This window comes from Sphingobium aromaticiconvertens (assembly GCF_037154075.1).
Taxonomy (GTDB): Bacteria; Pseudomonadota; Alphaproteobacteria; order Sphingomonadales; family Sphingomonadaceae; genus Sphingobium; species Sphingobium aromaticiconvertens.
This window is the reverse complement of record NZ_JBANRJ010000001.1, coordinates 3,241,742-3,265,612: the sequence shown is the minus strand read 5'-3', so window position 1 is coordinate 3,265,612 and position 23,871 is coordinate 3,241,742. Positions and strand designations below refer to the sequence as shown.

Annotated in this window: 24 protein-coding genes; all 24 read left to right on the top strand. The window is 62.9% G+C overall.

What is annotated here, in order from left to right; genetic code table 11:
• The first annotated feature begins 20 nt into the window (after positions 1 to 20).
• The 24 genes from WFR25_RS26635 to trbG all read left to right on the top strand — a co-directional run bounded on the left by WFR25_RS26635 (position 21) and on the right by trbG (position 23,857).
• Positions 21 to 452, top strand: coding sequence for a transcriptional regulator domain-containing protein (locus tag WFR25_RS26635; protein ID WP_419723160.1), 432 nt, complete (start codon positions 21 to 23; stop codon positions 450 to 452).
• Positions 388 to 882 (top strand): DUF2285 domain-containing protein, encoded by a 495-nt coding sequence (locus WFR25_RS15595; RefSeq protein ID WP_419723159.1) that lies wholly within the window; start codon positions 388 to 390, stop codon positions 880 to 882. The genes WFR25_RS26635 and WFR25_RS15595 overlap by 65 nt, the downstream gene beginning before the upstream one ends.
• A 136-nt stretch (positions 883 to 1,018) precedes the next feature.
• Positions 1,019 to 1,300 carry a helix-turn-helix transcriptional regulator gene (locus tag WFR25_RS15590; RefSeq protein WP_069708717.1) on the top strand — a complete coding sequence of 94 codons (282 nt, stop codon included), beginning with the start codon at positions 1,019 to 1,021 and terminating at the stop codon, positions 1,298 to 1,300.
• Positions 1,301 to 1,414: 114 nt separating this feature from the next.
• Complete coding sequence (locus tag WFR25_RS15585) at positions 1,415 to 2,464, top strand: replication initiator protein A (RefSeq protein ID WP_473829108.1); 1,050 nt, start codon at positions 1,415 to 1,417, stop codon at positions 2,462 to 2,464.
• Positions 2,461 to 3,114: a ParA family partition ATPase gene (parA, locus tag WFR25_RS15580; RefSeq protein WP_336972177.1), complete on the top strand. Its 654-nt coding sequence runs from the start codon at positions 2,461 to 2,463 to the stop codon at positions 3,112 to 3,114. Before WFR25_RS15585 ends, parA begins: the two co-directional genes overlap by 4 nt.
• Complete coding sequence (locus tag WFR25_RS15575) at positions 3,111 to 3,365, top strand: ribbon-helix-helix protein (protein WP_336972175.1); 255 nt, start codon at positions 3,111 to 3,113, stop codon at positions 3,363 to 3,365. The genes parA and WFR25_RS15575 overlap by 4 nt, the downstream gene beginning before the upstream one ends.
• The gene (locus WFR25_RS15570; protein WP_419723158.1) at positions 3,362 to 3,880 is read left to right on the top strand and encodes a DUF2840 domain-containing protein; all 519 of its coding nucleotides are present in this window, start codon (positions 3,362 to 3,364) and stop codon (positions 3,878 to 3,880) included. The genes WFR25_RS15575 and WFR25_RS15570 overlap by 4 nt, the downstream gene beginning before the upstream one ends.
• The gene (locus WFR25_RS15565) at positions 3,877 to 4,422 is read left to right on the top strand and encodes a S26 family signal peptidase (RefSeq protein WP_336972174.1); all 546 of its coding nucleotides are present in this window, start codon (positions 3,877 to 3,879) and stop codon (positions 4,420 to 4,422) included. Before WFR25_RS15570 ends, WFR25_RS15565 begins: the two co-directional genes overlap by 4 nt.
• Positions 4,423 to 4,457: 35 nt before the next feature.
• Positions 4,458 to 4,793: a DUF736 domain-containing protein gene (locus tag WFR25_RS15560; RefSeq protein WP_336972171.1), complete on the top strand. Its 336-nt coding sequence runs from the start codon at positions 4,458 to 4,460 to the stop codon at positions 4,791 to 4,793.
• A gap of 4 nt (positions 4,794 to 4,797) precedes the next feature.
• On the top strand, positions 4,798 to 5,508 hold the full coding sequence (locus WFR25_RS15555; RefSeq protein ID WP_336972169.1) for a lytic transglycosylase domain-containing protein: 711 nt from the start codon (positions 4,798 to 4,800) through the stop codon (positions 5,506 to 5,508).
• Between the two features lie 313 nt (positions 5,509 to 5,821).
• A complete protein-coding gene (locus WFR25_RS15550; protein WP_336972167.1) occupies positions 5,822 to 7,873 on the top strand; it encodes a relaxase/mobilization nuclease domain-containing protein in 2,052 nt (683 codons plus the stop codon).
• A gap of 187 nt (positions 7,874 to 8,060) precedes the next feature.
• Positions 8,061 to 10,049 carry a conjugal transfer protein TraG gene (locus tag WFR25_RS15545; protein WP_336972166.1) on the top strand — a complete coding sequence of 663 codons (1,989 nt, stop codon included), beginning with the start codon at positions 8,061 to 8,063 and terminating at the stop codon, positions 10,047 to 10,049.
• A 14-nt stretch (positions 10,050 to 10,063) separates the two neighbouring features.
• The gene (locus tag WFR25_RS15540; protein ID WP_336972165.1) at positions 10,064 to 10,516 is read left to right on the top strand and encodes a ribbon-helix-helix domain-containing protein; all 453 of its coding nucleotides are present in this window, start codon (positions 10,064 to 10,066) and stop codon (positions 10,514 to 10,516) included.
• 295 nt (positions 10,517 to 10,811) lie between these two features.
• Complete coding sequence (locus WFR25_RS15535) at positions 10,812 to 11,765, top strand: aminotransferase (protein ID WP_336972163.1); 954 nt, start codon at positions 10,812 to 10,814, stop codon at positions 11,763 to 11,765.
• The gene (locus WFR25_RS15530) at positions 11,753 to 15,388 is read left to right on the top strand and encodes a DEAD/DEAH box helicase (protein ID WP_336972162.1); all 3,636 of its coding nucleotides are present in this window, start codon (positions 11,753 to 11,755) and stop codon (positions 15,386 to 15,388) included. Before WFR25_RS15535 ends, WFR25_RS15530 begins: the two co-directional genes overlap by 13 nt.
• 197 nt (positions 15,389 to 15,585) lie before the next feature.
• Positions 15,586 to 16,578 carry a P-type conjugative transfer ATPase TrbB gene (gene trbB / locus WFR25_RS15525; RefSeq protein ID WP_336972160.1) on the top strand — a complete coding sequence of 331 codons (993 nt, stop codon included), beginning with the start codon at positions 15,586 to 15,588 and terminating at the stop codon, positions 16,576 to 16,578.
• The gene (locus WFR25_RS15520) at positions 16,575 to 16,907 is read left to right on the top strand and encodes a TrbC/VirB2 family type IV secretion system protein (protein ID WP_336972159.1); all 333 of its coding nucleotides are present in this window, start codon (positions 16,575 to 16,577) and stop codon (positions 16,905 to 16,907) included. The genes trbB and WFR25_RS15520 overlap by 4 nt, the downstream gene beginning before the upstream one ends.
• A complete protein-coding gene (locus tag WFR25_RS15515) occupies positions 16,907 to 17,188 on the top strand; it encodes a VirB3 family type IV secretion system protein (protein ID WP_336972158.1) in 282 nt (93 codons plus the stop codon). The genes WFR25_RS15520 and WFR25_RS15515 overlap by 1 nt, the downstream gene beginning before the upstream one ends.
• Positions 17,189 to 17,198: 10 nt before the next feature.
• A complete protein-coding gene (trbE, locus tag WFR25_RS15510) occupies positions 17,199 to 19,706 on the top strand; it encodes a conjugal transfer protein TrbE (RefSeq protein ID WP_336972156.1) in 2,508 nt (835 codons plus the stop codon).
• Positions 19,703 to 20,488, top strand: a complete 786-nt coding sequence (trbJ, locus tag WFR25_RS15505) for a P-type conjugative transfer protein TrbJ (protein ID WP_336972155.1) — start codon at positions 19,703 to 19,705, stop codon at positions 20,486 to 20,488. The genes trbE and trbJ overlap by 4 nt, the downstream gene beginning before the upstream one ends.
• Before the next feature lie 20 nt (positions 20,489 to 20,508).
• Positions 20,509 to 20,796, top strand: coding sequence for a putative entry exclusion protein TrbK-alt (gene trbK-alt, locus WFR25_RS15500; RefSeq protein ID WP_090616912.1), 288 nt, complete (start codon positions 20,509 to 20,511; stop codon positions 20,794 to 20,796).
• Positions 20,797 to 20,799: 3 nt separating this feature from the next.
• Entirely contained in the window at positions 20,800 to 22,161 is a 1,362-nt protein-coding gene (gene trbL, locus WFR25_RS15495) for a P-type conjugative transfer protein TrbL (protein ID WP_090616913.1), read from the top strand.
• A gap of 2 nt (positions 22,162 to 22,163) precedes the next feature.
• Entirely contained in the window at positions 22,164 to 22,847 is a 684-nt protein-coding gene (gene trbF, locus WFR25_RS15490; RefSeq protein WP_473829120.1) for a conjugal transfer protein TrbF, read from the top strand.
• The gene (gene trbG / locus WFR25_RS15485; protein ID WP_336972150.1) at positions 22,844 to 23,857 is read left to right on the top strand and encodes a P-type conjugative transfer protein TrbG; all 1,014 of its coding nucleotides are present in this window, start codon (positions 22,844 to 22,846) and stop codon (positions 23,855 to 23,857) included. The genes trbF and trbG overlap by 4 nt, the downstream gene beginning before the upstream one ends.
• Positions 23,858 to 23,871 lie beyond the last annotated feature (14 nt).

Below are 23,871 nucleotides of genomic sequence, written 5' to 3'. Positions count from 1 at the left end.
CGACCCCAGAGCGATGCTCTATGGGCATCACACTATGTCCCCTATCTGGCTTCCTTCCGTATAGGAACGCCGCAATCTTTTCACGCTCCACCTGTGCAATTTCAACCAGGAGCGGAGCAATGAAGCCGGATACTTCCCGTTGGCGAGACCAGAGCCAATATGAATTCTACGATGCGCTGCCCGTTGAGGGCGCCGCGTGGGAATGCTTACGCCGTAACACTGCCTATCAAGCCAGCTTCGATGACCTTGTAACGCAAGATGCCGGACATCTTCCCCTTTCGGATGATGGCCAGCGTCGCTGGGGGTTACGATTTCGCGGCAGATCCCCAACATTCCGCGCTCGATCAACCGGTCATCTGGTCGCCCCTTGCCAATCCGGCAGTGCTGATGCTTGGGGCCACGCCCGATTTCCTTACCACATCGTCGGCCGCGTTATCCGTCGATCCTGTTGATGTCATCCGCGGGCCAGAGGGGGCATATGGCGCATGCCGCGACGGGGACGGCCAATATCTGATCCTGGCTGAAACCCGCTCTGTCGCGCAGCCTGCGATTGTCCTGCCGCTTGACGACGATCTGCCAGATCGGCTCGAAGCCGTTCTCAGGCTCTGGCATGTGCTGGCCGCGAAACCCACGCGCCGAGACCCCAGGATGACGCCGTATCAGCGCCGGCGTTTCCGCCTGATGATGCAAGCCGCTGACGGAAACGCCAACCACGCGACCTACCGTGAGATTGCCATCGCGATCTATGGGGAGGAGCGTGTTCGGGCCGAGCCATGGAAGACATCGGCTTTGCGGGCATCTGTCATCGCCCTTGTCCGATCTGCCATCACGCTCATCGATGGCGGCTATCAAGACCTTTTGCGCCATCGTCGCAAACCCTGACGCCGCCGTTAGGCTGGGGTGAGGATTTCACCCCGTCGATCTTCCTCATCCCCTATGCCGACGCTCCTTCGCCACCGTGCGCATGACACGCCGCTGATCGTCAGCTGCATCCTGCACAACCACGGAGGCCCGCCCTATGCGACCCGATCTCGCCGCCTTGCCGCCACGCTATCTGCGCACCAAGGAAGCCGCTGACTTCCTCAGCCTGTCCGCCCGCACGCTGGAAAAACACAGGACCTACGGAACGGGGCCTGCCTATCACAAGCTCGGTGGCCGCGTCGTCTATTCGGTCGAGGATCTGGCGGCCTGGGTCGCGCGGGGATCCGTTACCTCCACGTCCGATCCGCGTGGACAGGTTCTTCCGGCGAAACCTCTGCCGGTGACACCGTTCACCTCGCCCAAACGCGTTACGCGCTGAACGCAGCTGTAGTCCCTCATGGCACCCCAGCACCGATCCGGCTCGGAACGCGGACAACTCGATCTGTTTCGGGCGCTTCCCGGCGAATTCGCACCACGAGACGCACAGGATCTCATGGCTTACCCCTTCTTCTCCCTTTCCAAATCACACCGCATCCGCCCGATTGATTTTGCCGCGGGCGACGTTTCGATCCGCGTCGAAGCTGTTCCCGACCACGGCATGGCGACGATCTGGGACGCCGATATTCTGATCTGGGCCGCCAGCCAGATTGTCGAGGCGCGCGATGCAGGCCTGCGCACTTCGCGCCTGATGGCAGCAACGCCCTATGAGATCCTCACCTTCACGGGGCGCGGAACCTCGCAGCGGGACTATCAGCGGCTGAAGGCAGCGCTCGACCGGCTGCAATCGACCACAGTCGCAACCTCGATCCGCCAGCCCGCCAACAGACGGCGGCATCGCTTTTCCTGGATCAATGAATGGCGTGAACGGACCGATGCCAACGGCCGTCCTGACGGCATCGAGATGATTGTTCCCGACTGGTTCTACAGCGCCGTCCTGGACGAAGCGCTGATCCTGACCATCGACCGGGCTTATTTCGACCTGACCGGCGGGCTCGACCGCTGGCTTTATCGTCTCGTGCGCAAGCATGGCGGACGACAGAAAAACGGCTGGCGGTTCGATTTTCGCCACCTGCACCAGAAGTCGGGAAGTCTCTCGCCGTTCAAGCGCTTCGCGTTCGAGCTACGCGACATTATCCGCCGTCAGCCGCTGCCCGGTTACACCCTGTTCGCCGAGGTCGAAACCGGAGGCCGAATGCTGCTCGCATTTGAGCCTGTTCCCGCCTGTGGAAAACCTGTGGATAGTCTCGTGCTATCGGGAACCGGTACTATCGTGCCATCAGGAACCGGTGGCTCGTGCTATCGGGAACCGAAACAGCGCTTATCCTACGGTAAAAAAAGCGAAAATCGCGCCCTTAACTTAGAGTCTAACACAGAATCTAACTTTGAAGAGCGACGGCGCGATGTGGAAAAGCTCATCGCGAAGGCTGGCGCTGACCTCAGAGCGGGCGCGCACAAAGGCAAGCTGAGACCCGCAGAGCAAGGATCACTCGCGCCAAAAAACACGCCCGAACTTCCTCTTGGCAAGTCGGGAGGGCGGAGATGATCGTCGCGCTCCTCAATCAGAAGGGCGGCGTGGGCAAAACCACGCTGGCGCTGCATCTCGCAGGAGCTTGGGCCGCGAAGGGGCAGCGCGTCATCCTGATCGACGCCGATCCGCAAGGCTCCGCGCTCGACTGGTCGCAGCGGCGCAGCCATGAAGGGCTACCGAGGCTGTTCAGCGTTATCGGCCTGGCCCGCGACACATTGCATCGCGAAGCGCCGGAGTTGGCGCGTGATGCGGATCACATCGTCATCGACGGGCCACCCCGCGTCGCCGGTCTCATGCGCTCGGCGCTGCTCGCCGCCGACCTGGTGCTGATCCCGGTCCAACCATCGCCCTTCGACGGCTGGGCTTCGGCAGAGATGTTGGCGCTGGTAAGCGAGGCGCGGATCTATCGGCCCGAGCTGGCCGCACGCTTCGTCCTCAACCGCTGCGGCGCGCGCACCGTCATCGCCAGGCTGACAGCCGAGGCCCTGGCCGATCACGATCCCCCCTTACTCGTCACTACCATCGGCCAGCGCGTGGCTTTCGCTGAGAGCGCGCAAACCGGACGGCTCGTTTCCGAGACCGACAGCGGGGAACGCGCCATGCGCGAGATTGCGACGCTTGCGGCCGAGATCGACGGCCTCGGGATCGGAAGGGCACGGGCATGACACGTCCTCCTGCCAAGGTCCGTTTCGCATCGCGTCCAGGCGATCCCGATAGCTGGATCAAGGCAGCGGATGCGCCGCCAACCGGCAAAGGCGCAGGCGAGGCATTCACCGCGCGCCTGACTATCGACATCACCCCCGAGCTGCGCGGGCGCATCAAGGTCGCCGCCTTCCGCCGTGGCATTACCGTCGCCGCAATGATGCGCGAATTGCTCGACGGCGAGTTTCCACCCACCGAAGGAGATCAGCCATGACCGGTATGGCAGCGCGTCCTGCACATGGCCGTCCGCACCCGGACGGGCCAGCGCCCTTCACCACATTGATCGACCTGACCTTCCAGAAGCAGAAAGTCGAGCACTGGATACGTTTCGGCCGTAAGAGCTTTGAGCAGATCATCGACCGTCGCCGCAGCATCGTCGGCTTCGCACCCGAAAGCGTCTTCGCCTTTGTCCGCTGGGCTTCCAACGACTACGGCACCATCGTTACGCGTCTCTACATCCTGCGCGCCATCGGACGCGGCGAACCATTCCAGACGGTGCCTTTCGTTCGTCCCGGCGGCGAGATCCTGTTGCGGATCGATGGCTGGCCAAAGGTACAGCGAGCGCTGGCCGTGATCGACACCGTGGAGGCACTCAGCGTCGATCCCGCTGACGCATCGCCGGATTACTGGCGGCACGTCCATAACCGCCTGAGCGCGGGTCAAGAGCCAAACCCCTACACCCCGGAGCGCCATGCGGCGTGGATTGGCCGCCGGAGGATCGCGCCATGAGCCGTCGCCATATCCTTGCTGTGGCGACGCTGGCGGTCGGCACTCTTGTCGCCACGGCTGTCACCGATCTGCCGACCCGGTTAATCTGGAACGCCACCGCCAGTGCGCCCATCGGCTTCTACACCGTCGGGACCGCCGACGCGCTCGACGTGCCCGAGCTGGTCGCCCTCATGCCGCCGGAAGCGCTGGAGCAGTTCATGGTCAAGCGCGGCTATATCGGTCGCGGTGTGCCGCTCCTGAAGCGCGTTCTCGGTCTGCCGGGACAACGCGTCTGTCGCAGAGGCGCGACCATCACCGTCGATAACGTGGAAATGGGCGACGCGCTGGAGCGCGACCGTATGGGCCGCGATCTGCCGGTCTGGCAGGGCTGTCGCATCATCCGCGACGGCGAACTCTTCCTCATGAATTGGGAGGTCCGTGACAGCCTGGATGGCCGTTACTTCGGACCCGTTCCCGCCAGTTCCATCATTGGCCGGGCGCTGCCGCTCTGGACCGATGGGGAAGGCGATGGCCGCTACCAATGGCGCCCGGCCACGCACTGAACCCACCCCTAAACATCAACCACAGGAGACTTGTCATGCCACAGATCGGACAGTTCACGCGCGATGAAACTGGCTTTACCGGGCGCGTTCATACCCTCACGCTCTCTCTGGAACTTACCATTGTTCCTGCGGAACATTCGGATGCCGAAAACGCTCCAGCCTATCGCGTTCATCACAGTGATGCCGATGGTCCGGAGGTTGGCGCGGCCTGGACACGCACCGGCGAGAAGGCCGGCGAATATTTTTCGGTGCTGCTCGACGATCCCGCCTTGTCGCAGCCGATCCGCGCCAACCTGTTTCGTGACGACGATGCGGGCACGTCCTGGTCGCTGCACTGGACCCGTCCGCGACTGCGCGAAGATCGGGACTGAGATCATGCGATCCCATGCCCTTATTCTCTTCACGGCCTTGCTGTCGCTTGGCAGCGGCGTGACGCAGGCCATTGCTCAGGTGACGCCGCAACCTGCGCCTATTTCTGCGCATCGGTATGCCGCGTTCATTGCCGAGGCGTCACAGCGCTACGGCATTCCAGAGCACTGGATTCGCGCTGTCCTGCGCATAGAAAGCGCGGGCGATGTGCGCGCCGTCTCATCGGCGGGCGCGATGGGATTGATGCAGGTGATGCCCGGCACGTGGGCGGGCTTGCACATCCGCCATGGTCTCGGCCGCGATCCTTATGATCCCCGCGACAACATCCTTGCCGGTACAGCTTACCTGCGCGAGATGTGGGACCGCTACGGCAATGTGGCGGCGATGCTCGCCGCCTACAATGCCGGTCCCGGTCGCTATGACGAGCATCTCACGACAGGCCGAGTCCTGCCCGCCGAGACGCGTACCTATATCGCCACGCTCGCGCCGCTTTTCGGCGGCGCGGCTGCGCCCGATGCGCCGACGACTGTGCGGCCCCCACCACCGGACTGGCGCGATGCTCCGCTCTTCGTCGCACAGGCCGGTGGTAATGCGACTGCGACCACCCCTCCGACCAGCGAGGTTCGCGCGACCGCTCCGGTGCGCGATCCTGTTGATGCTGTGCCGCAGGGTGGCAACATTTTCGTGGCCCGCGCGAGCGATGGGGATGCGCCATGAGCATGGCGTCCCCGCGCTCTTTCGGTCCTGTTCCGGTGTGCGGTCAGGCAGGTTTGCGCCTGGCAGCATCCCCGGTAGGAAGGGCAAAAAGGGAAGGAAGAGCGGAGGGCAAGATAAAAGAACATGGCACTCCATCGCGCCAGTTCAGAAAATTCTTGTTGTCTGCACACTGGTTAGCGGGGCCGCAGGCGGCACCACGGTTTTGGGCATCGCGTGCCGCGACTGTTCGCAATCCCTTGGCTTTGCTGGGTTTTGACCGGCACTACGGCGGTGAAATGACCGGTTTCCGGCTAGTTTTGCCGAGGCTGCGCCGATGAGCGCCGACGACGAGAACCGCTTTCGCCCGAAGCCCGGCCGCATTCGATCCGACACGCCCAAGGCGGGCAAGGCGAAGAGCTTTCTGACGCGGGCGAAGAAGCTCGCCCGCCAGCAGGGCAATGTGCATTCCCGGTATTCACCCCGCTCTGGCTCCGGCAAGGCCGGAAAGAGTGGGAAGGCGTCATCCGGTGCCGGTGGGCCTGGCATCAAGCGGGGGCGCGGCGCGTCCTTTGTTCGCGCCCGCAGCCTGACGGGTGGCTGGCGACACAGCACGGCGGGAGTGCGCCGCGTCGTCGTCAAAACCCGCTATGTCCAGCAGGCCGGAAAGAACGGCAAAGCCGCGGCCCATCTGCGCTATATCCAGCGGGATGGGACATCGCGTGATGGTGAGCGCGGTCAGCTCTATTCCGCCACCGACGATCGCGCCGATGGCGATGCTTTCCTTGAACGCGGCAAGGATAATCGGCACCAATTCCGGTTCATCGTCTCGCCCGAGGATGGCGTGGATCTCGCCGATCTGACTGAACACACCCGCGATCTGATGAACCGTATCGAGGCTGATCTTGGCACCACGCTCGATTGGGTGGCCGTCAATCATTACAACACCGGCCAACCCCATGTGCATGTCATCGTCAACGGTCGTGACGACAAGGGCGCCGATCTCGTCATCAATGGCGACTATCTCGCCAATGGTATCCGCGAGCGGGCGAGCGAGCTGACCACGCTGGAGCTTGGCCCTGTCACCGAGATCGAGCAGAGCCGTAAACTATCGGCGGAGATCGACCAGGACCGTTTCACCCACATCGACCGGGCGATGACGGTGGAGGCAGATGACCGCTTGCTCGACCTCCGCCACGAACCCCAAGATCCCCGCCGTCAGTTCAACCGGACCTTACGCCTGCGCCGCCTCGCCAGGCTGGAGAAGATGGGGCTCGCCACCGAACACGCACCCGGCGTCTGGGAACTCGGTGCGAAGATGGAACCGGCGCTGCGCGAACTGGGCGAGCGCGGCGACATCATCAATAATATGCACAAGGTGCTGAAGGCTGATGGCCTGGAGCGTGACCCGATGACATTCCAGCTTCACGATGCAGCACCCACGGCACCGATCACAGGCCGCGTCGTGGACAAATATCTCACCGACGAGATGGCCGAAAACCTGACCCTGGTGGTGGATGGGATCGACGGGCGCACGCATCATGTGCCCGGCATCGACCCGGCCAGCGTCGAGGACGCCCGGATCGGCAGTATCATTGAGGTCGGTCCCGCCGAAACGGCGGGTCGTCCGTCCGATCGCACCATTGCTGCGATCTCAGAGGACGGCATCTACAGGCCGAGCCGTCATCTCGAACAGGCGAAGTTCGAGGGCCGCGTGCCGGGCGGAGATTATGAAGGCTATGTGGATTCCCATGTCCGGCGGCTTGAGGCGCTGCGCCGCGCCGGGATCGTCGAGCGGATCGACGCCGACCAATGGCGCATCCCCGAGGACTTTGAGAGCCGAGCCGCGACCTATGATGCCGGTCGCAACCGACTGGCCAACATCCGTGTCGTCTCGACCATTGAGCTGGAAAAGCAGATTGGTGCCGATGGCGCGACTTGGCTTGATCGGCGGCTGGTGACGCCGGACGCCTCGGAACTTACACCAGCAGGGTTCGGGCAGCAGGTGCGCGAGGCGATGGATCAGCGCCGTGAACATCACATCGAACAAGGCGACGCCACCCGAAGCCGCGCAGGCCGCATCCTCTATCGTCGCAATCTCCTCGCCAATCTACGGAACCGGGAGGTGGCGCGGGTGGGAGCCGAGATGGCCGAGAGCAAAGGGGTGCCGTTCCGGGCGGCTGCCGATGGCGAGAATGTCAGCGGCAAGTTCACGGGGACCGCGCAGCTATCCAGCGGCAAATTCGCCGTGATCGAGAAGAGCCATGAGTTCACGCTTGTCCCATGGCGGCCCGTCATTGACCGTCAGTTAGGCCGCGAGGTGATGGGCGTCGTACAGGGCCAATCGGTATCCTGGCAGTTAGGGCGGCAGCGAGGATTGGGGATCTGATCCTTGGCTGGTCCTGGGGCTGCGCGAATTGTTCTGGCTTGGCCGGAGAGGAAACCGCCCTTGAACTGACCCATCCGATTTGCCGCCGATCGTATCCGACACCGCTTCGGCTCGGACTTTCCTGTTGCCACTCGCGTAAACGCCTATTCTCTGATCGGCTCCATCTCTCTTGCCGATTGGAGCCTGTATGCGTGGAGGCCGAATACTCTGGGGCCAGATCATCGTCGTGTTCACCATCGTCCTGGTGATGGTCTGGGCATCGACGCAATGGGTTGCCTTCCGCCTCGGGTTCCAGCCCCAGCTCGGCAATCCGTGGTTCGATGTCGCGGGATGGCCAGTCTATTATCCCCCAGCCTTCTTCTGGTGGTGGTTTTCCTTCGACGCATATGCGCCCGGCATTTTCACCGAGGGCGCCATCATCGCCACGTCTGGCGCGGTTATGGCCATCGCCGCCGCCCTCTTCATGTCGATCATTCGGGCGCGGGAAGCGCGCAACGTCGCCACCTACGGGTCAGCGCGCTGGGCAGAGGATAAGGAAATTCATGCCGCCGGTCTGCTCGGGTCGGATGGCGTCGTGCTGGGCCGTCACAGCAAAGAGTATCTGCGCCATGACGGACCTGAGCATGTTCTTTGCTTCGCTCCCACCCGATCGGGCAAGGGTGTCGGCCTCGTCGTGCCGACGCTACTGACCTGGCCGGGAAGTTGCATCATCCATGACATCAAAGGTGAGAACTGGACGCTGACGGCGGGCTTTCGCTCCCGTCACGGGCGGGTGCTGCTCTTCGATCCGACCAACGTCCATTCCGCAGCTTACAACCCGCTGCTGGAGGTGCGGCAGGGCGAATGGGAAGTCCGTGATGTGCAGAACATCGCGGATATCCTGGTCGACCCCGAGGGTAGTCTCGACAAGCGCAACCACTGGGAAAAAACCAGCCATTCGCTGCTGGTTGGCGCGATCCTGCACGTCCTTTATGCCGAGAAGGACAAGACACTGGCAGGCGTTGCGAGCTTCTTGTCCGATCCGCGCCGTCCGGTAGAGGCGACCTTGCGCGCCATGATGGATACGCCGCATCTGGGCGAAGCCGGGGTGCATCCCGTTATCGCCTCGTCGGCGCGCGAACTGCTCAACAAGAGCGAGAACGAACGATCAGGTGTGTTGTCGACCGCCATGTCCTTTCTCGGCCTGTACCGAGATCCGGTCGTGGCCCGCGTGACAGAACGCTGCGACTGGCGCATCGCGGATCTGGTCGGGACCGACGAACCTGTCAGCCTCTACCTCGTCGTACCGCCATCCGACATCAACCGCACCAAGCCACTGATCCGTCTGATCCTCAACCAGGTCGGGCGGCGGCTGACCGAGGAACTGGAAACTGCCGGCAAACGGCATCGCCTCCTGTTGATGCTGGACGAGTTTCCGGCGCTCGGACGGCTGGATTTCTTTGAATCGGCTTTGGCCTTCATGGCGGGCTATGGGCTGAAGGCGTTCCTGATCGCGCAATCGCTCAACCAGATCGAGCGCGCCTATGGTCAGAACAACGCCATTCTCGACAACTGCCATGTGCGCGTTGCCTTTGCCGCAAACGATGAGCGCACTGCCAAGCGGATCAGCGATGCGCTCGGCACGGCGACCGAAATGCGCGATTCCACCAACTATGCCGGTCATCGCCTTGCGCCCTGGCTCGGGCACCTCATGGTCTCGCGACAGGAAACAGCGCGCCCGCTGCTGACGCCGGGCGAAATCATGCAGCTTCCGCCCACCGATGAGATCGTCATGGTGGCGGGCGTGCCGCCGATCCGTGTCGCGAAGGCGCGCTACTATGCCGATGCGCGGTTTCAGGAACGCGTGTTGCCGCCGCCAGATCTGCGCAAGCAGCCGACGAAGATCACCGTGTCGCCGTCAGACGACTGGACGAGCCGCATCGTCCCGGCGGCCAATACCAGCGGTTCGGGTGTGGGCGCAGTCGATGGCGATCCGGCCAATGCCGGTATCCGCCGAGAGCCGGAACTGCCCGAACACGAGGAAATCGTTCCGCCACCGCCATCCCCATCGCAGGAGTTCGACATCCTCGATGATGAGCCAGACGTCGATGCTGGCAAGGCCCGAGCCATGCGTCAGCGGATGCGCATGGTGGCGCGGCAAGCATCACTCGACCCCAGCGACGGCATCGAGCTTTGAGAGGGGAGACAGCCATGACCACCCGCACTCGCATGAACGTCTATTTCGCGCCCGATCTGCTAAAACAGGTCGAAGCCCTGGCGCTGCGTCGCAATGTCTCCAAATCCGCAGTGATCGAGGCCGCGGTGGCGTCCTTCCTGTCTGGTGACACGACCGAGCGGCTGGAAGCCGCCATGTCGCGCCGTCTCGACAAACTTGGCCGTCAGATAGACGGTCTGGACGAGGATTTCGCCGTGTTGGGAGAGACGCTGGCGCTCTTTATCCACTTCTGGCTGACGGTAACGCCGCCATTGCCGGATTCCGCGAAGGAATCAGCTCGGGCGAAGGGGAACGAAAGGTTCGAAGGCTTCCTTCTGACCCTTGGACGCAAGCTGGCAACGGGCGACAGATTTTTGAAGGAGCTGTCGCGGGATATGTCAGGGGAGCAGTTGGCTCGCGAAACGCCATTGCCACCGCAGGATCATTGAAAACCGAATTTGATGACTGCTATGTGCTTTTCGCCAACCCAGTCGTAAAGCCCGGACGTCGCGCCTGAAAGCCGCCGTTAAAACGTGCACAGCGAATGGTACGCGCCCCGGGCGACGGACGTCGGATGGTAGCGTAAACTGTGGGTCAACTGCGGGGTTGGGATGTTGGACAGTTACAAAAGAATTGGAGGTAAACGCCCCTAAGATACGTCTGTAGAATTCGTTTTTGCATGGACGCTTTAGCGCTTCATGAGCGGCAGCAATTCTCGTAGTGTATGTGGGGGAGTCCAACACATTGACATTGCACACCTGTTCGCCGCCGAAAAATGCTCTGGATCGCTGGCTCACCAAATATCCGAGCGATGTCGATAACTACGGCCATCTTCTGCTGGAGCAGAATTGTGAGTGCGACGAAGATCTGATCCAGGATTTCGTCGGCTACTTCGAATCAGCGCACACTGATGCACGAGCTTATTTTCATGAGCAATTGGGCATCGACCTTCATCCCGATGCTGACGCGCCCGGCGCGCATGCAACCTATCCCAATATGCTCCCATCGATTACGCGGCGTGGGCTCTTCGGTGAAGTCATGGCCGGCATGCTAACCGAGCATTATGAGTTCGTCGGCGGTCACCACTGGGTAATTCCAGTTTTCCTGTTCCGCTTTCACGAAGATGCCGAGGCCTATCTCTTCGCTCTGGCGCGCGACGAGGAGCGCAAGCGTGAGGTTTATGGTCGCCGTGGTTCGGATTTCTTGGCGCTGGCACTCAATGACGCGGGCGAAGTGATCCGTTTCATCGCCGGTGAGGCCAAATGGCGTAAGAAGCTCCAGCCTGCGGTTGTCGCCGACCTCCTGTATGGAAAGAAAAAGACCGATCCGGCGACGGGGATCGCGGCACACGACGGAAAAGGCATTTGGTTTCAGATCAATCGGGACATACCGGCACCGCACGGGTTGCGGCAATTGCAGCGACTACTCCGAGAGATTGATCCAGATGCCTTTTCGGCCGCGATCGCCACGATTGATCGCGTGCTGGTAGTCAAGGGCGCCGAGCCGTTGCCGCGCACTAACCTGATCATGATTTCCGGTGGTGACGTGCCTAGTCGAAAGGCCAAGACATCTCTCATCCCATGGGAAGCCCTTCCCGATGACTACACTGCGCCGCACGACCTTCAGGTAGTCGAGCTTATTCTGACCGACGGCGAAGATCTGATCGACGGCGTCTATGACGCTTTGTGGTGCGCCTGATGCCTGCCTACGATCCGGAGCGCCTCGACCTCGCCAACGGCGCCCGCATTGGATTGGCCCTCGAGAATGAAATCTCCGCCAACCAGGCCCGCTCATACGTGCGCTGCCTTCAGATTGGCTGGCAGGTCGACACGATCGGATGGAGCCAAGCCGATTCGGAAGGACAGCTCGCCGATGCGCGCCGCCTGCTGCACGCGGCCGAGATTTTCGCCGAGATTGAAGGCTATGAAGCGCCACGGGCTATCGACTGCTACCGAAGAGCAGGCGAAATTCTCGAATGGCTGGCGCGGTCCAACGACGGGACTAAAATGTTTGCCCCGATCGAGTTACTCTCTGGGGCGGCATTCCAGCTCGGCGGTCTCCCTGCGATGGCTTCGGGCCTACTTGGCCAGCTCGACCTCGACGAAGATGGACCCGCGCTTTTTGCTGCCTTTCTTCGGGCCGATTTCGATGAGGTCCTGACTCTCGCGATGGCTTTCTGGAAGCAGCACCCCGGCCTAACCGCCGCAGACGCTTCCCCACGCATTCTCGAAGAGCAAAACGACGACCGCCTCGCGTGGTACTTTACCGTTGAGCTAGTCCGGGCGCTTGGTCTCTTTGCGGATTCCGCACGGCGCGGTGATGATGCCCGCCTCAGAAAGGCTGCCGCCAAACTCAAGGCTTTAGACTCAATGGCGGTCCGCACCTTCAGCGACGACGTCTCACTGCTGATCGGCCTTCTACGCCAAGTGGGCGAGCGATTTGCAGCTGCGAGCATCTATCGGTCGGTGCGGGCGCTCGGCCAACTGAATCTCGAACGCATGCCCCGTATGCTAGCCTTTGGGCGCGATCAGTTTGCGCGAGGACGAGGTATCCTCTGGTCTTCGCAACTGGCGGGTATCACCCGACTACTGGAGAATTCGTCCTTCGCACTCTGTACGCCAACGGGGTCGGGCAAAACGCTCGTTGCCAACCTCGGTCTCATCAAAGAATTGCTGCTGCGCGATCATGGCGATGTTATACCGCTTGCGCTCTACGTCGTGCCGTCGCGCGCGCTCGCCGGCGAAGTCGAGGCAAAACTGACCTCTGAACTCGGGCGCGATCTGATCATCACCGGGCTCTATGGTGGCGCGGATTGGGGCATTACCGACTATTGGCTCAACGCTGATCGCCCGACCGTTTTGATCGCGACGGTCGAGAAGGCAGATGCGCTGATGCGCTACCTTGCGCCGCTGCTCCTCGGCCGGCTGCGGTTGCTCATTGTCGACGAGGCGCACCAGGTGTTGCCCGAAGACACCGAGAGTGGCCGTAATGCCTTTGCCGATCACAGTAGTCGTGCGCTGCGGCTGGAGAGCTTTGTCGCGCGTTTGCTGACACAGGCCCCCGACATCGTCCGCATCGCGTTGACAGCGGTCGCCGGTGGCGCGGCCGGGCCGGTCGCGCGCTGGATGGAAGGCGACGCGGACGCGCAGGCGATAGGCACCCGCTATCGCAGTACCCGGCAGGTCATCGGAGTGCTCGAGACCGCATCGGAACGACGCAGTACGATGTTGCTCGACTTGATGAATGGTCGGCCACTCTACGTACGGGGCCGCGACGCCCCTGTGTATCTCAACCTCACCATACCTCCGATGGCACAGCTCCCGCCAGACATGCGCCGGAGCCTGTACTGTTTCAATCAGGTCACGGTTTTATGGACTGCGCTTCATCTCGCTGCGACTAATCGTCGGATTTTGATCTCGTTGGCTCAGAAGCCCGAAGAGACGATGGGCTGGTATGCTAAGTCATTCGATCTGCCGGCCTGGCAAGGGCTCTCTGCCTATGTCCCGCCCGAAGGTAGGCTTGGCGCCATGTTCGCAGAAGCAAGAGCAGCCTGTGTCGATTATTGCGGCCCGGAATCCTATGAAGTCGCGCTGCTGGACCGCGGCATCGCGACAAGTCATGGGCAGATGCCGCAACGCCTGCGTCGCCTCATGGTGCAGATGATCGACGAGAAGGTCTGTCCGATCACGGTCGCGACAGCGACCCTCACGGAGGGCGTGAATCTTCCTTTTGACATCATCTTCGTGACCTCGCTCAAGCGCAGCGCGTACGACAATGTGAAGCAGAAGCCGATCATCACGCCGTACACACCGGCGGAGTTTCGTAACCTTGCCGGCCGGGCCGGACGCCCTGGTGCCACCAAGGGAATGGAAGGCCTGACCCTCGTCGCGCTCCCGACGACGATCGCCACCACTGCGAACGGCCAGAAGCAGACACAGCACAATCAGGTGGGCGCTCTTAGGGAAGATTATAACGTGCTTCGTGAGAACCTGCGTCTCGACGAGCTTGCCGGCGACGCCACTCTCAGCCCGCTGGCAATGTTGCTTCAGGAGCTTCGCAACAAGGCGTCGCTATATTTCGGCCACGTCACCGACGAGGCATTTCTCGACTGGCTGGATCAGGTTCAGCCCGAGGAACTGAGCGACGATGCTGGCACCGGCGCCACCAGTGACTTAGCGCGACTGGCGGATACCGTTGATGAGCTCGATTCCTTTGTCATGACCGCGCTTGAGGAACTCAGTCTCCTCGACGACGGTCTCGATGGCGCGCAGGCGGAAGCCAAGCTTGCGGCGCTCTGGCAGAAGACATTCACGATGGCGGCAGCGGCGCAGGAAGCCTGGCTCGAACAAGCAATCGTGCGGCGAGGACGCGCCATTGTCGAAGAGATTTATCCCGACGCCGAAGAACGACGTCGGCTCTACCAATATGGCTTCTCACCCTATGTCGGCCGCCGCTTCGAAGCCGTCGCACCAGCCATCTCCGAAAAGCTGACCGAAGCCGTGAACTATGGCAGCGATACGCCTGCGCAACGACTCGCCCGGTTCACGGCGCTAGGAGAATTGCTTAAGAGTGATCGCGGGTTTGGATTCCGCGTTCGCGACACCGTGGGCGATCAGAACATACTCGCGACCTGGACGGACGTCCTCGCCTGGTGGATGCGCGGACCGGGTGGTGAAGTGCCGGAAGCCGGTAATTTGCGTGCCCGGCAACGCTTCGTTGCCGATAATTTGGAATTCAGGCTCGGAGTGGCGATCGGTGCTGTCGTCGCCCAAAAGTGGACGGCTGGGGCGGGTGATCCGCTTGCTGTGCCTTCGCTTGATGCATGGAAGGCCACGACCGGATTGCCTTGGTTTGGTTTCTGGGCACGAGAACTGCTGCGATGGGGTACGCTCGATCCGTTCGTTGCATTCGCCCTTGCCCAAGGGCGGGCTAAGACCCGTGAAGATGCGGAAGAGTTGCGATCATCGTTCGATGAATGGCTTGAGGCAGAAGTCAAAAATCCGACGAGCGAAGATCTCATCAGCCCCCAGCACTTTCTCGCGTGGGAGCGCGGCTTGCCTGCTCGTGAGCGGGAACGCGTCGAGCCAGTGCCGGATGAAGCCGAGCTTACAGGCACAACCGGAGCGATGCGGCGGTACAGTGTGCTGCCCATCGCTGGTGACGAGGAAGTGCTCTGGGTCGATGCGGCCGGATACGAACTCGCGCGATCGTCCGACGAGCCTAGGCACTATGACTCCAGCGACATCGCCAATGATTATGTGCTTGATACGGTTGCACAGCCGAGCGTGCGTCGTGTGTTTGCGCGCTCGCGTTGGCGGTGATGACTGTTCGAGATTTTTCGTGATTGCCGCGAAACGCGACTTCGCTCCTCTGTTCGCTGGCCCTCCGATTTTCCGCCGTCGGCCGCCGATGCCCGCACGCGCGTAAACATCTGTTGAAATAGCCCATAATCAGGCTCTTTTAATCGACCCCGATCCGGGGTCCGTCTTTTGCGCGTCCCATCATGAACGGGGCCGCCATGACCGCATCACATCAGAAACCGGAAGCGCTTGCCCGTGGCGCGCGGATGCTGCGTACCGCGCTGGGGGCATCCATTGCCCGATTTCTGGAAGATCCCGGCGTGGTCGAGGTGATGCTGAACCCGGACGGCCGCATCTGGGTGGACCGGCTCTCCGAAGGTCTGGCCGATACGGGGGAGCGATTGTCCGCCGCCGATGGCGAGCGGATCGTCCGGCTGGTCGCCCATCATGTCGGGGTCGAGGTTCATGCCCGTAGCCCGCGTGTCTCGGCCGAGCTGCCCGAGACCGGCGAACGGTTCGAAGGACTATTGCCGCCGGTGGTCGCTGCTCCAACCTTTGCCATCCGCAAGCCTGCCGTCTCCGTTTTCACGCTCGACGACTATGTGACAGCCGGAATTATGACCAGTCTTCAGGCCGAGGTGTTGCGCCTGAACGTCGCCACCCGGGCCAATATCCTTGTCGCGGGCGGCACCTCGACCGGCAAGACCACGCTGACCAATGCGCTGCTGGCCGAAGTCGCGAAGACCACGGATCGCGTCGTCATCATCGAGGACACGCGCGAGCTACAATGCGCCGCGCCGAACCTTGTCGCCATGCGGACGAAAGATGGCGTGGCGACGCTTTCCGACCTGGTCCGTTCCTCACTGCGCCTGCGCCCCGACCGCATCCCCATCGGCGAAGTGCGCGGTCCCGAAGCTCTCGATCTGCTCAAAGCCTGGGGCACCGGGCATCCCGGCGGGATCGGCACCATCCATGCCGGTTCCGGCATCGGCGCGCTGCGCCGCCTCGAACAGCTCATCCAGGAAGCCGTTATCACGGTGCCCCGCGCCCTGATCGCCGAGACGATCGGCCTTGTTGCCGTCCTTGCTGGACGCGGATCTTCCCGCCGTCTCGTTGAACTCGCCCGCGTCGATGGGCTCGGCCCCGACGGCGACTACGCCATCACGCATCCCATCACTTTGGCAACCACCTCGAAAGGAGATCCTTCATGATCCGCACGATTTCGCGCGGCTACCGCGTCATGGCAACAGCCGTTACCGCCGTTTCCATCAGCCTGATGCTCGCCCCGGCCGCGCACGCTTCAGGTTCGTCCATGCCGTGGGAAGCGCCGCTCCAGAGCATCCTTCAGTCGATCGAAGGGCCGGTTGCCAAGATCATCGCCGTCATCGTCATTATCTCCACCGGCCTTGCACTGGCCTTCGGCGATACAGGCGGCGGCTTTCGCAAGCTGATCCAGATCGTATTCGGTCTGTCCATCGCCTTCGCGGCGTCGAGCTTCTTCCTGTCGTTTTTCTCGTTTGGCGGCGGGGCGCTCGTCTGATGGCGGTCGGCTTTGAGCAACTCGACGCGGTGCCGGGATTTTCCGTCCCGGTCCACCGCGCGCTGACGGAACATATCCTGCTCGGCGGCGCACCGCGCTCCATCGCCATCATCAATGGCACGCTGGCCGGAGCCGTGGGCCTCGGCCTGCGTCTCTGGCTGGTCGGTCTCGCCATCTGGGCAGTCGGCCACTTTCTCGCGGTCTGGGCTGCGAAACGCGATCCGCTCTTCGTCGAGGTCGGGCGCAGGCATCTGCGCATCCCCGGTCATCTTTCAGTGTGAGGGCGCGGCCATGATGAACCTCATCGAATATCGCCGTACCGCAACCCGCCTTGCGGATTTCCTGCCCTGGGCCGCGCTGGTCGGTTCCGGCGTCGTGCTGAACAAGGATGGCAGTTTCCAGAGAACAGCCAAATTCCGGGGGCCGGACCTCGATTCCGCTGTCGCAGCCGAACTCGTCGCAGTCGCTGGTCGGATCAACAATGCCGTGCGCCGCCTTGGCTCTGGCTGGTCGATCTTCGTTGAGGCGCAGCGTTCGGAGGCTGCGACCTATCCTGACAGCACGTTTCCCGATGCAGCCTCGGCGCTGGTCGATGCCGAACGCAAGGCGGTCTTCGAGGAAGCCGGCACGCATTTCGTATCGGGCTATTTCCTAACTTTCCTCTGGCTGCCGCCTGCCGAGGATGCCGCCCGTGCCGAGACCTGGCTCTATGAGGGCCGCGAGCAATCCGGCGTCAATCCATGGGAGGTGATGCGCGGCTTCATCGACCGCACCGACCGCGTGCTGGCGCTGCTCGACGGCTTCATGCCCGAATGCCACTGGATCGATGACGCGGCGACGCTGACCTATCTCCACTCGACAATTTCCACGAACCGTCACCGCGTGCGTGTGCCTGAAGTGCCGATGCATCTCGACGCGCTGCTGGCCGATCAGCCGCTGACCGGCGGGCTGGAACCGCGCCTGGGTGATCAGCATCTGCGTATCCTGACTATTACAGGTTTCCCGACCGCGACGACGCCCGGTCTGCTCGATGAGATGAACAGGCTGGCCTTTCCTTATCGTTGGTCCACCCGCGCGGTCCTGATGGACAAGACGGACGCCACGAAGCTGCTGACCAAGATCCGCCGCCAGTGGTTCGCCAAGCGCAAGTCCATCGCCGCGATCCTGAAAGAGGTGATGACCAACGAGCAATCCGCGTTGGTGGACACGGATGCGTCGAACAAGGCGCTAGACGCCGACATGGCCCTGCAGGAACTTGGCGCCGACATGGCCGGCATGGCCTATGTGACTGCGACAATCACCGTCTGGGATGCCGACCCGCGCATCGCCGACGAGAAGCTGCGGCTGGTTGAGAAGATCATCCAGGGCCGCGACTTCACGGCCATGCCGGAAACCGTCAATGCCGTCGATGCCTGGCTAGGCTCCTTGCCCGGGCACGCCTACGCGAACGTCCGCCAGCCACCGGTCTCGACGCTCAACCTTGCCCACATGGTTCCTCTATCGGCCGTGTGGGCGGGGCCGGAACGGAACGAACATCTCGGAGCGCCCCCCTTGCTTTACGGCAAAACCGAGGGTTCGACGCCGTTCCGGCTTTCCCTTCATATCGGCGATGTCGGCCATACCCTCGTCGTCGGCCCGACCGGCGCAGGAAAATCCGTGCTGCTGGCGCTGATGGCGCTGCAGTTCCGCCGCTACGAACGCTCCCAGATCTTCGCCTTCGATTTCGGTGGCAGCATCCGGGCTGCATCGCTCGCCATGCGCGGCGATTGGCATGACCTTGGCGGCGGGCTGACGGAAGGAGACGAGGCGTCCGTCTCCCTCCAACCGCTGGCGCGCATCGACGACACCTATGAGCGTGCCTGGGCCGCCGACTGGATAGGCGCGATCCTCATGCGTGAAGGCATTACACTCACGCCCGACGTCAAGGAACATATCTGGACAGCACTGAACTCCCTGGCCTCTGCGCCGATCGGGGAGCGCACTATCACCGGGCTCGCGGTCCTGCTGCAATCCAATGATCTCAAGCAGGCACTGCGGCCATACTGCGTTGGCGGCGCCTATGGACGGTTGCTCGATGCTGAAGCTGAACATCTCGGTCATGCCGACGTGCAAGCCTTTGAGATCGAGGGGCTGGTCGGCACGGGCGCTGCGCCTGCGGTGCTGGCCTATCTGTTTCACCGCATCGGCGACCGGCTCGACGGGCGCCCAACGCTTCTCATCATCGATGAAGGCTGGCTGGCGCTGGATGATGAAGGCTTCGCCAATCAGCTCCGCGAATGGCTGAAGACGCTCAGGAAGAAGAACGCGTCCGTCATCTTCGCCACGCAATCGCTCTCCGACATCGACGGCAGCAACATCGCGCCCGCCATCATCGAAAGCTGCCCGACGCGACTTTTGTTGCCGAACGAGCGCGCCATCGAGCCGCAGATCACCGCGATCTACCGCCGCTTCGGCCTCAACGATCGGCAGATCGAAATCCTCGCACGGGCGACGCCCAAGCGGGACTATTATTGCCAGTCGCGGCGCGGCAATCGACTGTTCGAGCTGGGTCTCAGCGAGGTCGGCCTCGCGCTCTGCGCCGCTTCCGCCAAATCAGACCAGGCCCTGATAGCAAACCTCATGGCGGAGCACGGGCGCAACGGCTTCCTTGCCGCCTGGCTGCGCCATCGCGGTGCCGGTTGGGCCGCAGATCTGATCCCGAACCTCACCAATCGCACTGAGCCGACCGAACCCGCTGTTCCGGCCGCGCCAGATCATTCCCAGCCAGACCACCCCCATGAAGAGGAGACCCTGCCATGATCCGTATTCCCGTTCGCCGTCTCGTCGGTACTTCCGCACTGGCCGTCGCGCTCGCCGTGCCCGTCGCGCTTTCGCCGATGCTGGCGAGTCCGGCCCATGCGCAATTCGGCTTCGGCCGCATCGTCTTCGATCCCTCCAATTACGCCGAAAACGTCCTCACGGCCGCGCGCACGCTGGAGCAGATCAACAACCAGATTCAGAGCCTCCAGAATGAGGCGACCATGCTTATCAATCAGGCCCGCAATCTGGCGAGCCTGCCGTATAGCTCGCTCCAAACCTTGCAGCAGAATGTGCAGCGCACGCAGCAGCTTCTGTCGCAGGCGCAGAACATCGCCTTCGACGTCCAGAATATCGACCAAGCGTTCCAGCAGAAATACGGCAGTATCTCCCTGTCCGCTACCGATACCCAGCTCGTCGCCGATGCGCGGTCCCGCTGGCAGAATACGGTCGGCGGCTTGCAGGACGCCATGCGCGTACAGGCCGGTGTCGTCGGCAACATCGACACCAACCGCACCGAGATGTCTGCCCTTGTCGGTCAGAGCCAGAACGCCACGGGTGCATTGCAAGCCACACAGGCGGGCAATCAGCTTCTGGCCCTGCAATCACAGCAGCTTTCCGACCTCATCGCGCTGATGTCGGCCAATGGCCGCTCGGAAGCGCTGATCGAGGCCGAGCGTGCGACCGCTGCCGAACAGGGCCGCATCCAGCGTGAACGCTTTCTGACACCGGGATCGGGCTACCAGCCCGGCAATGCCCGGATGTTCGGCAACGGTAACAACTGACCGAACAGGAGGGGCGCGATATGGACGGTAAGCTGCTGGCCCGGATCGGGGCGATCATTTTCGTCGCAATCGCGATTACCGCCACGGTGATCGAAATGACCCGCGAGGACGAACCGGCGCAAACTCGTCCGGCTCCCGCGTTTCAACCTTCTGCCGATCCGCTGCGCCAGAGCCTCCGCCGCTGCCAGCAGCTTGGTGAGGCTGCCGTGAAGGATCCCGATTGCCTCGCCACCTGGGCCGAGAACCGCGACCGGTTCCTCGGCCGGACGCCGGTGCCTGCCGCCCCGCATCAGAACCGGGGACAGTGAACCATGGGCGGCACCGGCGTCATCGACAATTTCCTGGGCGTATTCACCAGCTATATCGACAGCGGTTTCGGCCTGCTCGGTGGCGAGGTCGCCTTCATCGCCACCACCCTGATCATCATCGACGTGACGCTGGCGGCACTGTTCTGGTCCTGGGGTGCCGATGACGACATTATCGCCCGGCTGGTCAAGAAGACACTGTTCGTCGGCGTCTTCGCCTATCTGATCGGCAACTGGAACAATCTCGCGCAGATCATCTTCGACAGCTTCGCCGGTCTCGGCCTGAAGGGATCGGGGACCAGCTTTTCCGCCGCCGATCTGCTGCGGCCCGGCAATGTGGCGCAGACCGGCCTCGATGCCGGTCGCCCGCTGCTCGAATCCATCTCCGACATGATGGGCTACTGGTCCTTCTTCGAGAACTTCATCCAGATCGCCTGCCTGATGTTCGCCTGGGTGCTGGTGCTGTTGGCCTTCTTCATCCTTGCCGTGCAGCTCTTCGTTACCCTGATCGAGTTCAAGCTGACCACGCTTGCGGGCTTCGTCCTCATCCCCTTCGGCCTGTTCGGCAAGACCGCCTTCATGGCCGAGCGCGTGCTGGGCAACGTCGTCTCCTCTGGCATCAAAGTGCTGGTGCTCGCTGTCATCATCGGCATCGGCTCGACGCTGTTTTCGCAGTTCACGGCAGGCTTTGGCGGCGCGACGCCGACCATCGACGACGCCATGGCCATCGTGCTGGCCGCTCTGTCGCTTCTCGGCCTCGGCATTTTCGGCCCCGGCATCGCCTCCGGTCTCGTCTCCGGCGGCCCGCAGCTTGGTGCAGGTGCTGCCGTCGGAACCGGCCTTGCCGCTGGCGGCATGGTGCTCGCCGGTGGCGCTGCCGCAGGCATGGCCGCGAAGGGGGGAGCAGCGGCGCTCTCCGGCGGAGCCGCTACTGTCCGTGGCGGTGCTGCCGCCGCAGGTGCTGCAAGCGCTGCCTATAGTGTCGGATCACTCGGCCAGTCCGGCGCGGCCGGTGTCGCTTCGGGCCTGGGAGGTGTCGCTCGTGCCGCAGGGTCCGCTGCCGCGTCGCCGCTGAAGCGTGCCGCCTCGAAAGCAGCGGAAAGCGTCAAAACCAGCTTCTCCGATGGCGCGCGCGCCGGGCTCGGCGTCACCGGAGGATCGTCCACGCAGGGAACTATTGGCGGTGCGAGTGCCGCCGGTTCCGCAGCGCCTGCCGCTCCGGCGGGCGGCCCGCCGGCGTGGGCGCAGCAGATGCACCGCCGTCAGGCCCTCAATCACGGCACCACCATGGCCGCCCATGCCGTCCGTTCCGGCGACAGCCACGGCGGCGGTTCTTCCGTCAACATGTCCGAAAGTGACCGCTCATGAACATCTTCAGACGCCCATCGACCCATTACGGCAAATCGCCCGAACCCGAGACGCCTTACCAGAAAGCCGCGCAGGTGTGGGACGAGCGCATCGGTTCGGCCCGCGTGCAGGCGAAGAACTGGCGCTACATGGCCTTCGGCTCGTTGATCCTCTCGGCAGGATTCGCCTCCGCGCTTGTCTGGCAATCGGCACGCGGGACTGTCGTGCCCTGGGTGGTGCAGGTGGATAATCTCGGTCAGGCGCAGACCATTGCCGCAGCAACAGCCGATTACCGCCCGACAGATCCGCAGATCGCTTTCCATCTGAGCCGTTTCATCGAGCAGACACGCTCGATCCCCGCTGACGCCATCATCGTGCGTCAGAACTGGCTGCGCGCCTATGAGTTCACCACGGACCGGGGCGCCGCCGCGCTCAACGACTATGCCCGCGCCAACGACCCGTTCACGAAGGTCGGCCGCGTGGCTGTAGCGGTCGAAGTCTCCAGCGTCATCCGCGCCTCGAACGACAGTTTCCGCGTCGCCTGGACCGAGCGCCACTACGAGAACGGGCAGCTTTCCACGACCGAGCGCTGGACTGCGATCCTGACCATCGTGATCCAGACGCCGCGCGATGCCGAGCGCCTGCGCGCCAATCCGCTCGGCATCTACGTCAATGCAATCTCATGGTCGCGGGAGATGAGCCAATGACCCGCACGTTTCCCCGCAATTCCGGCATCCCGGCTTTCCGTAAACCCGCTTTCGCGGCTTTGCTGCTCTCGGCCACTATGCTGGCGGGCTGCGCCACCAACCGCACGCCGCAATTCAGCTACGATGCCGATGTTCCTGCACTGCCGGCCGTGCAGGCTGCCGCCACCGATGACCGGCCCCGGCCATTGCACACGCCGCCGGCATGGACGGTCGCGCGTGGCGGAACCGCAGCAGGCACGCCGGCGGGCCGCGTCGAGAACGCCAATGCCGCCGCTCGCGTCGAGCCGCGTCGCGAAGGCTATTACAACGCCATCCAGATCTACCCTTGGTCGGAAGGCGCACTTTATCAGGTCTATGCCGCGCCGGGGCAGATCACCAATATCGCGCTGGAGCCGGGCGAGAGCCTGACCGGCGCGGGACCGATCGCGGCGGGCGATACTGCTCGCTGGATTATCGGGGATACCGAAAGTGGCAGCGGCGTGAACCGCCGCGTCCATATCCTCGTCAAGCCATCGCGGCAGGACATCTCGACCAATCTCGTCGTCACGACCGACCGGCGCACGTACATGATCGAACTGCGCGCCCGCGAGGCGCTCTATATGCCGTCCGTTGCCTGGGCTTATCCGGCACCACCGGCAAGTCAGCGCCAGACCGTTCCGGCAGCACCGATCATCCCGGTCGAGGCCGCGCGCAACTATCGCTACGGACTTACTGGCGACAGCCCGCCGTGGCGGCCGATCTCCGTCTTCGACGACGGCCGCCGGATCTATGTCGTCTTCCCGCGCGGCATCGTGCAGGGCGAGATGCCGCCGATCTTCGTTCTGGGGTCCGATGGCGAGCCGCAGATCGTCAATTCCCGCATCCACCAGAACATCCTGATCGTGGACCGCATGTTCGGCGCGGCCGAGCTGCGCCTGGGCAGCGGCGATCGCCAGCAGACCGTCAGGATTGTCCGCATCGAACACAGGCGGGCCGCACAGCCCGCGAACACCGGGGAGTCGCCGTCATGAGCGAGGAGACCGCT

Coding starts and splice junctions, on each gene's coding strand:
- WFR25_RS26635 (WP_419723160.1), top strand. CDS start 21: ATGGGCATCACACTATGTCCCCTATCTGGCTTCCTTCCGTATAGGAAC.
- WFR25_RS15595 (WP_419723159.1), top strand. CDS start 388: ATGCTTGGGGCCACGCCCGATTTCCTTACCACATCGTCGGCCGCGTTA.
- WFR25_RS15590 (WP_069708717.1), top strand. CDS start 1,019: ATGCGACCCGATCTCGCCGCCTTGCCGCCACGCTATCTGCGCACCAAG.
- WFR25_RS15585 (WP_473829108.1), top strand. CDS start 1,415: ATGGCTTACCCCTTCTTCTCCCTTTCCAAATCACACCGCATCCGCCCG.
- parA (WP_336972177.1), top strand. CDS start 2,461: ATGATCGTCGCGCTCCTCAATCAGAAGGGCGGCGTGGGCAAAACCACG.
- WFR25_RS15575 (WP_336972175.1), top strand. CDS start 3,111: ATGACACGTCCTCCTGCCAAGGTCCGTTTCGCATCGCGTCCAGGCGAT.
- WFR25_RS15570 (WP_419723158.1), top strand. CDS start 3,362: ATGACCGGTATGGCAGCGCGTCCTGCACATGGCCGTCCGCACCCGGAC.
- WFR25_RS15565 (WP_336972174.1), top strand. CDS start 3,877: ATGAGCCGTCGCCATATCCTTGCTGTGGCGACGCTGGCGGTCGGCACT.
- WFR25_RS15560 (WP_336972171.1), top strand. CDS start 4,458: ATGCCACAGATCGGACAGTTCACGCGCGATGAAACTGGCTTTACCGGG.
- WFR25_RS15555 (WP_336972169.1), top strand. CDS start 4,798: ATGCGATCCCATGCCCTTATTCTCTTCACGGCCTTGCTGTCGCTTGGC.
- WFR25_RS15550 (WP_336972167.1), top strand. CDS start 5,822: ATGAGCGCCGACGACGAGAACCGCTTTCGCCCGAAGCCCGGCCGCATT.
- WFR25_RS15545 (WP_336972166.1), top strand. CDS start 8,061: ATGCGTGGAGGCCGAATACTCTGGGGCCAGATCATCGTCGTGTTCACC.
- WFR25_RS15540 (WP_336972165.1), top strand. CDS start 10,064: ATGACCACCCGCACTCGCATGAACGTCTATTTCGCGCCCGATCTGCTA.
- trbB (WP_336972160.1), top strand. CDS start 15,586: ATGACCGCATCACATCAGAAACCGGAAGCGCTTGCCCGTGGCGCGCGG.
- WFR25_RS15520 (WP_336972159.1), top strand. CDS start 16,575: ATGATCCGCACGATTTCGCGCGGCTACCGCGTCATGGCAACAGCCGTT.
- WFR25_RS15515 (WP_336972158.1), top strand. CDS start 16,907: ATGGCGGTCGGCTTTGAGCAACTCGACGCGGTGCCGGGATTTTCCGTC.
- trbE (WP_336972156.1), top strand. CDS start 17,199: ATGATGAACCTCATCGAATATCGCCGTACCGCAACCCGCCTTGCGGAT.
- trbJ (WP_336972155.1), top strand. CDS start 19,703: ATGATCCGTATTCCCGTTCGCCGTCTCGTCGGTACTTCCGCACTGGCC.
- trbK-alt (WP_090616912.1), top strand. CDS start 20,509: ATGGACGGTAAGCTGCTGGCCCGGATCGGGGCGATCATTTTCGTCGCA.
- trbL (WP_090616913.1), top strand. CDS start 20,800: ATGGGCGGCACCGGCGTCATCGACAATTTCCTGGGCGTATTCACCAGC.
- trbG (WP_336972150.1), top strand. CDS start 22,844: ATGACCCGCACGTTTCCCCGCAATTCCGGCATCCCGGCTTTCCGTAAA.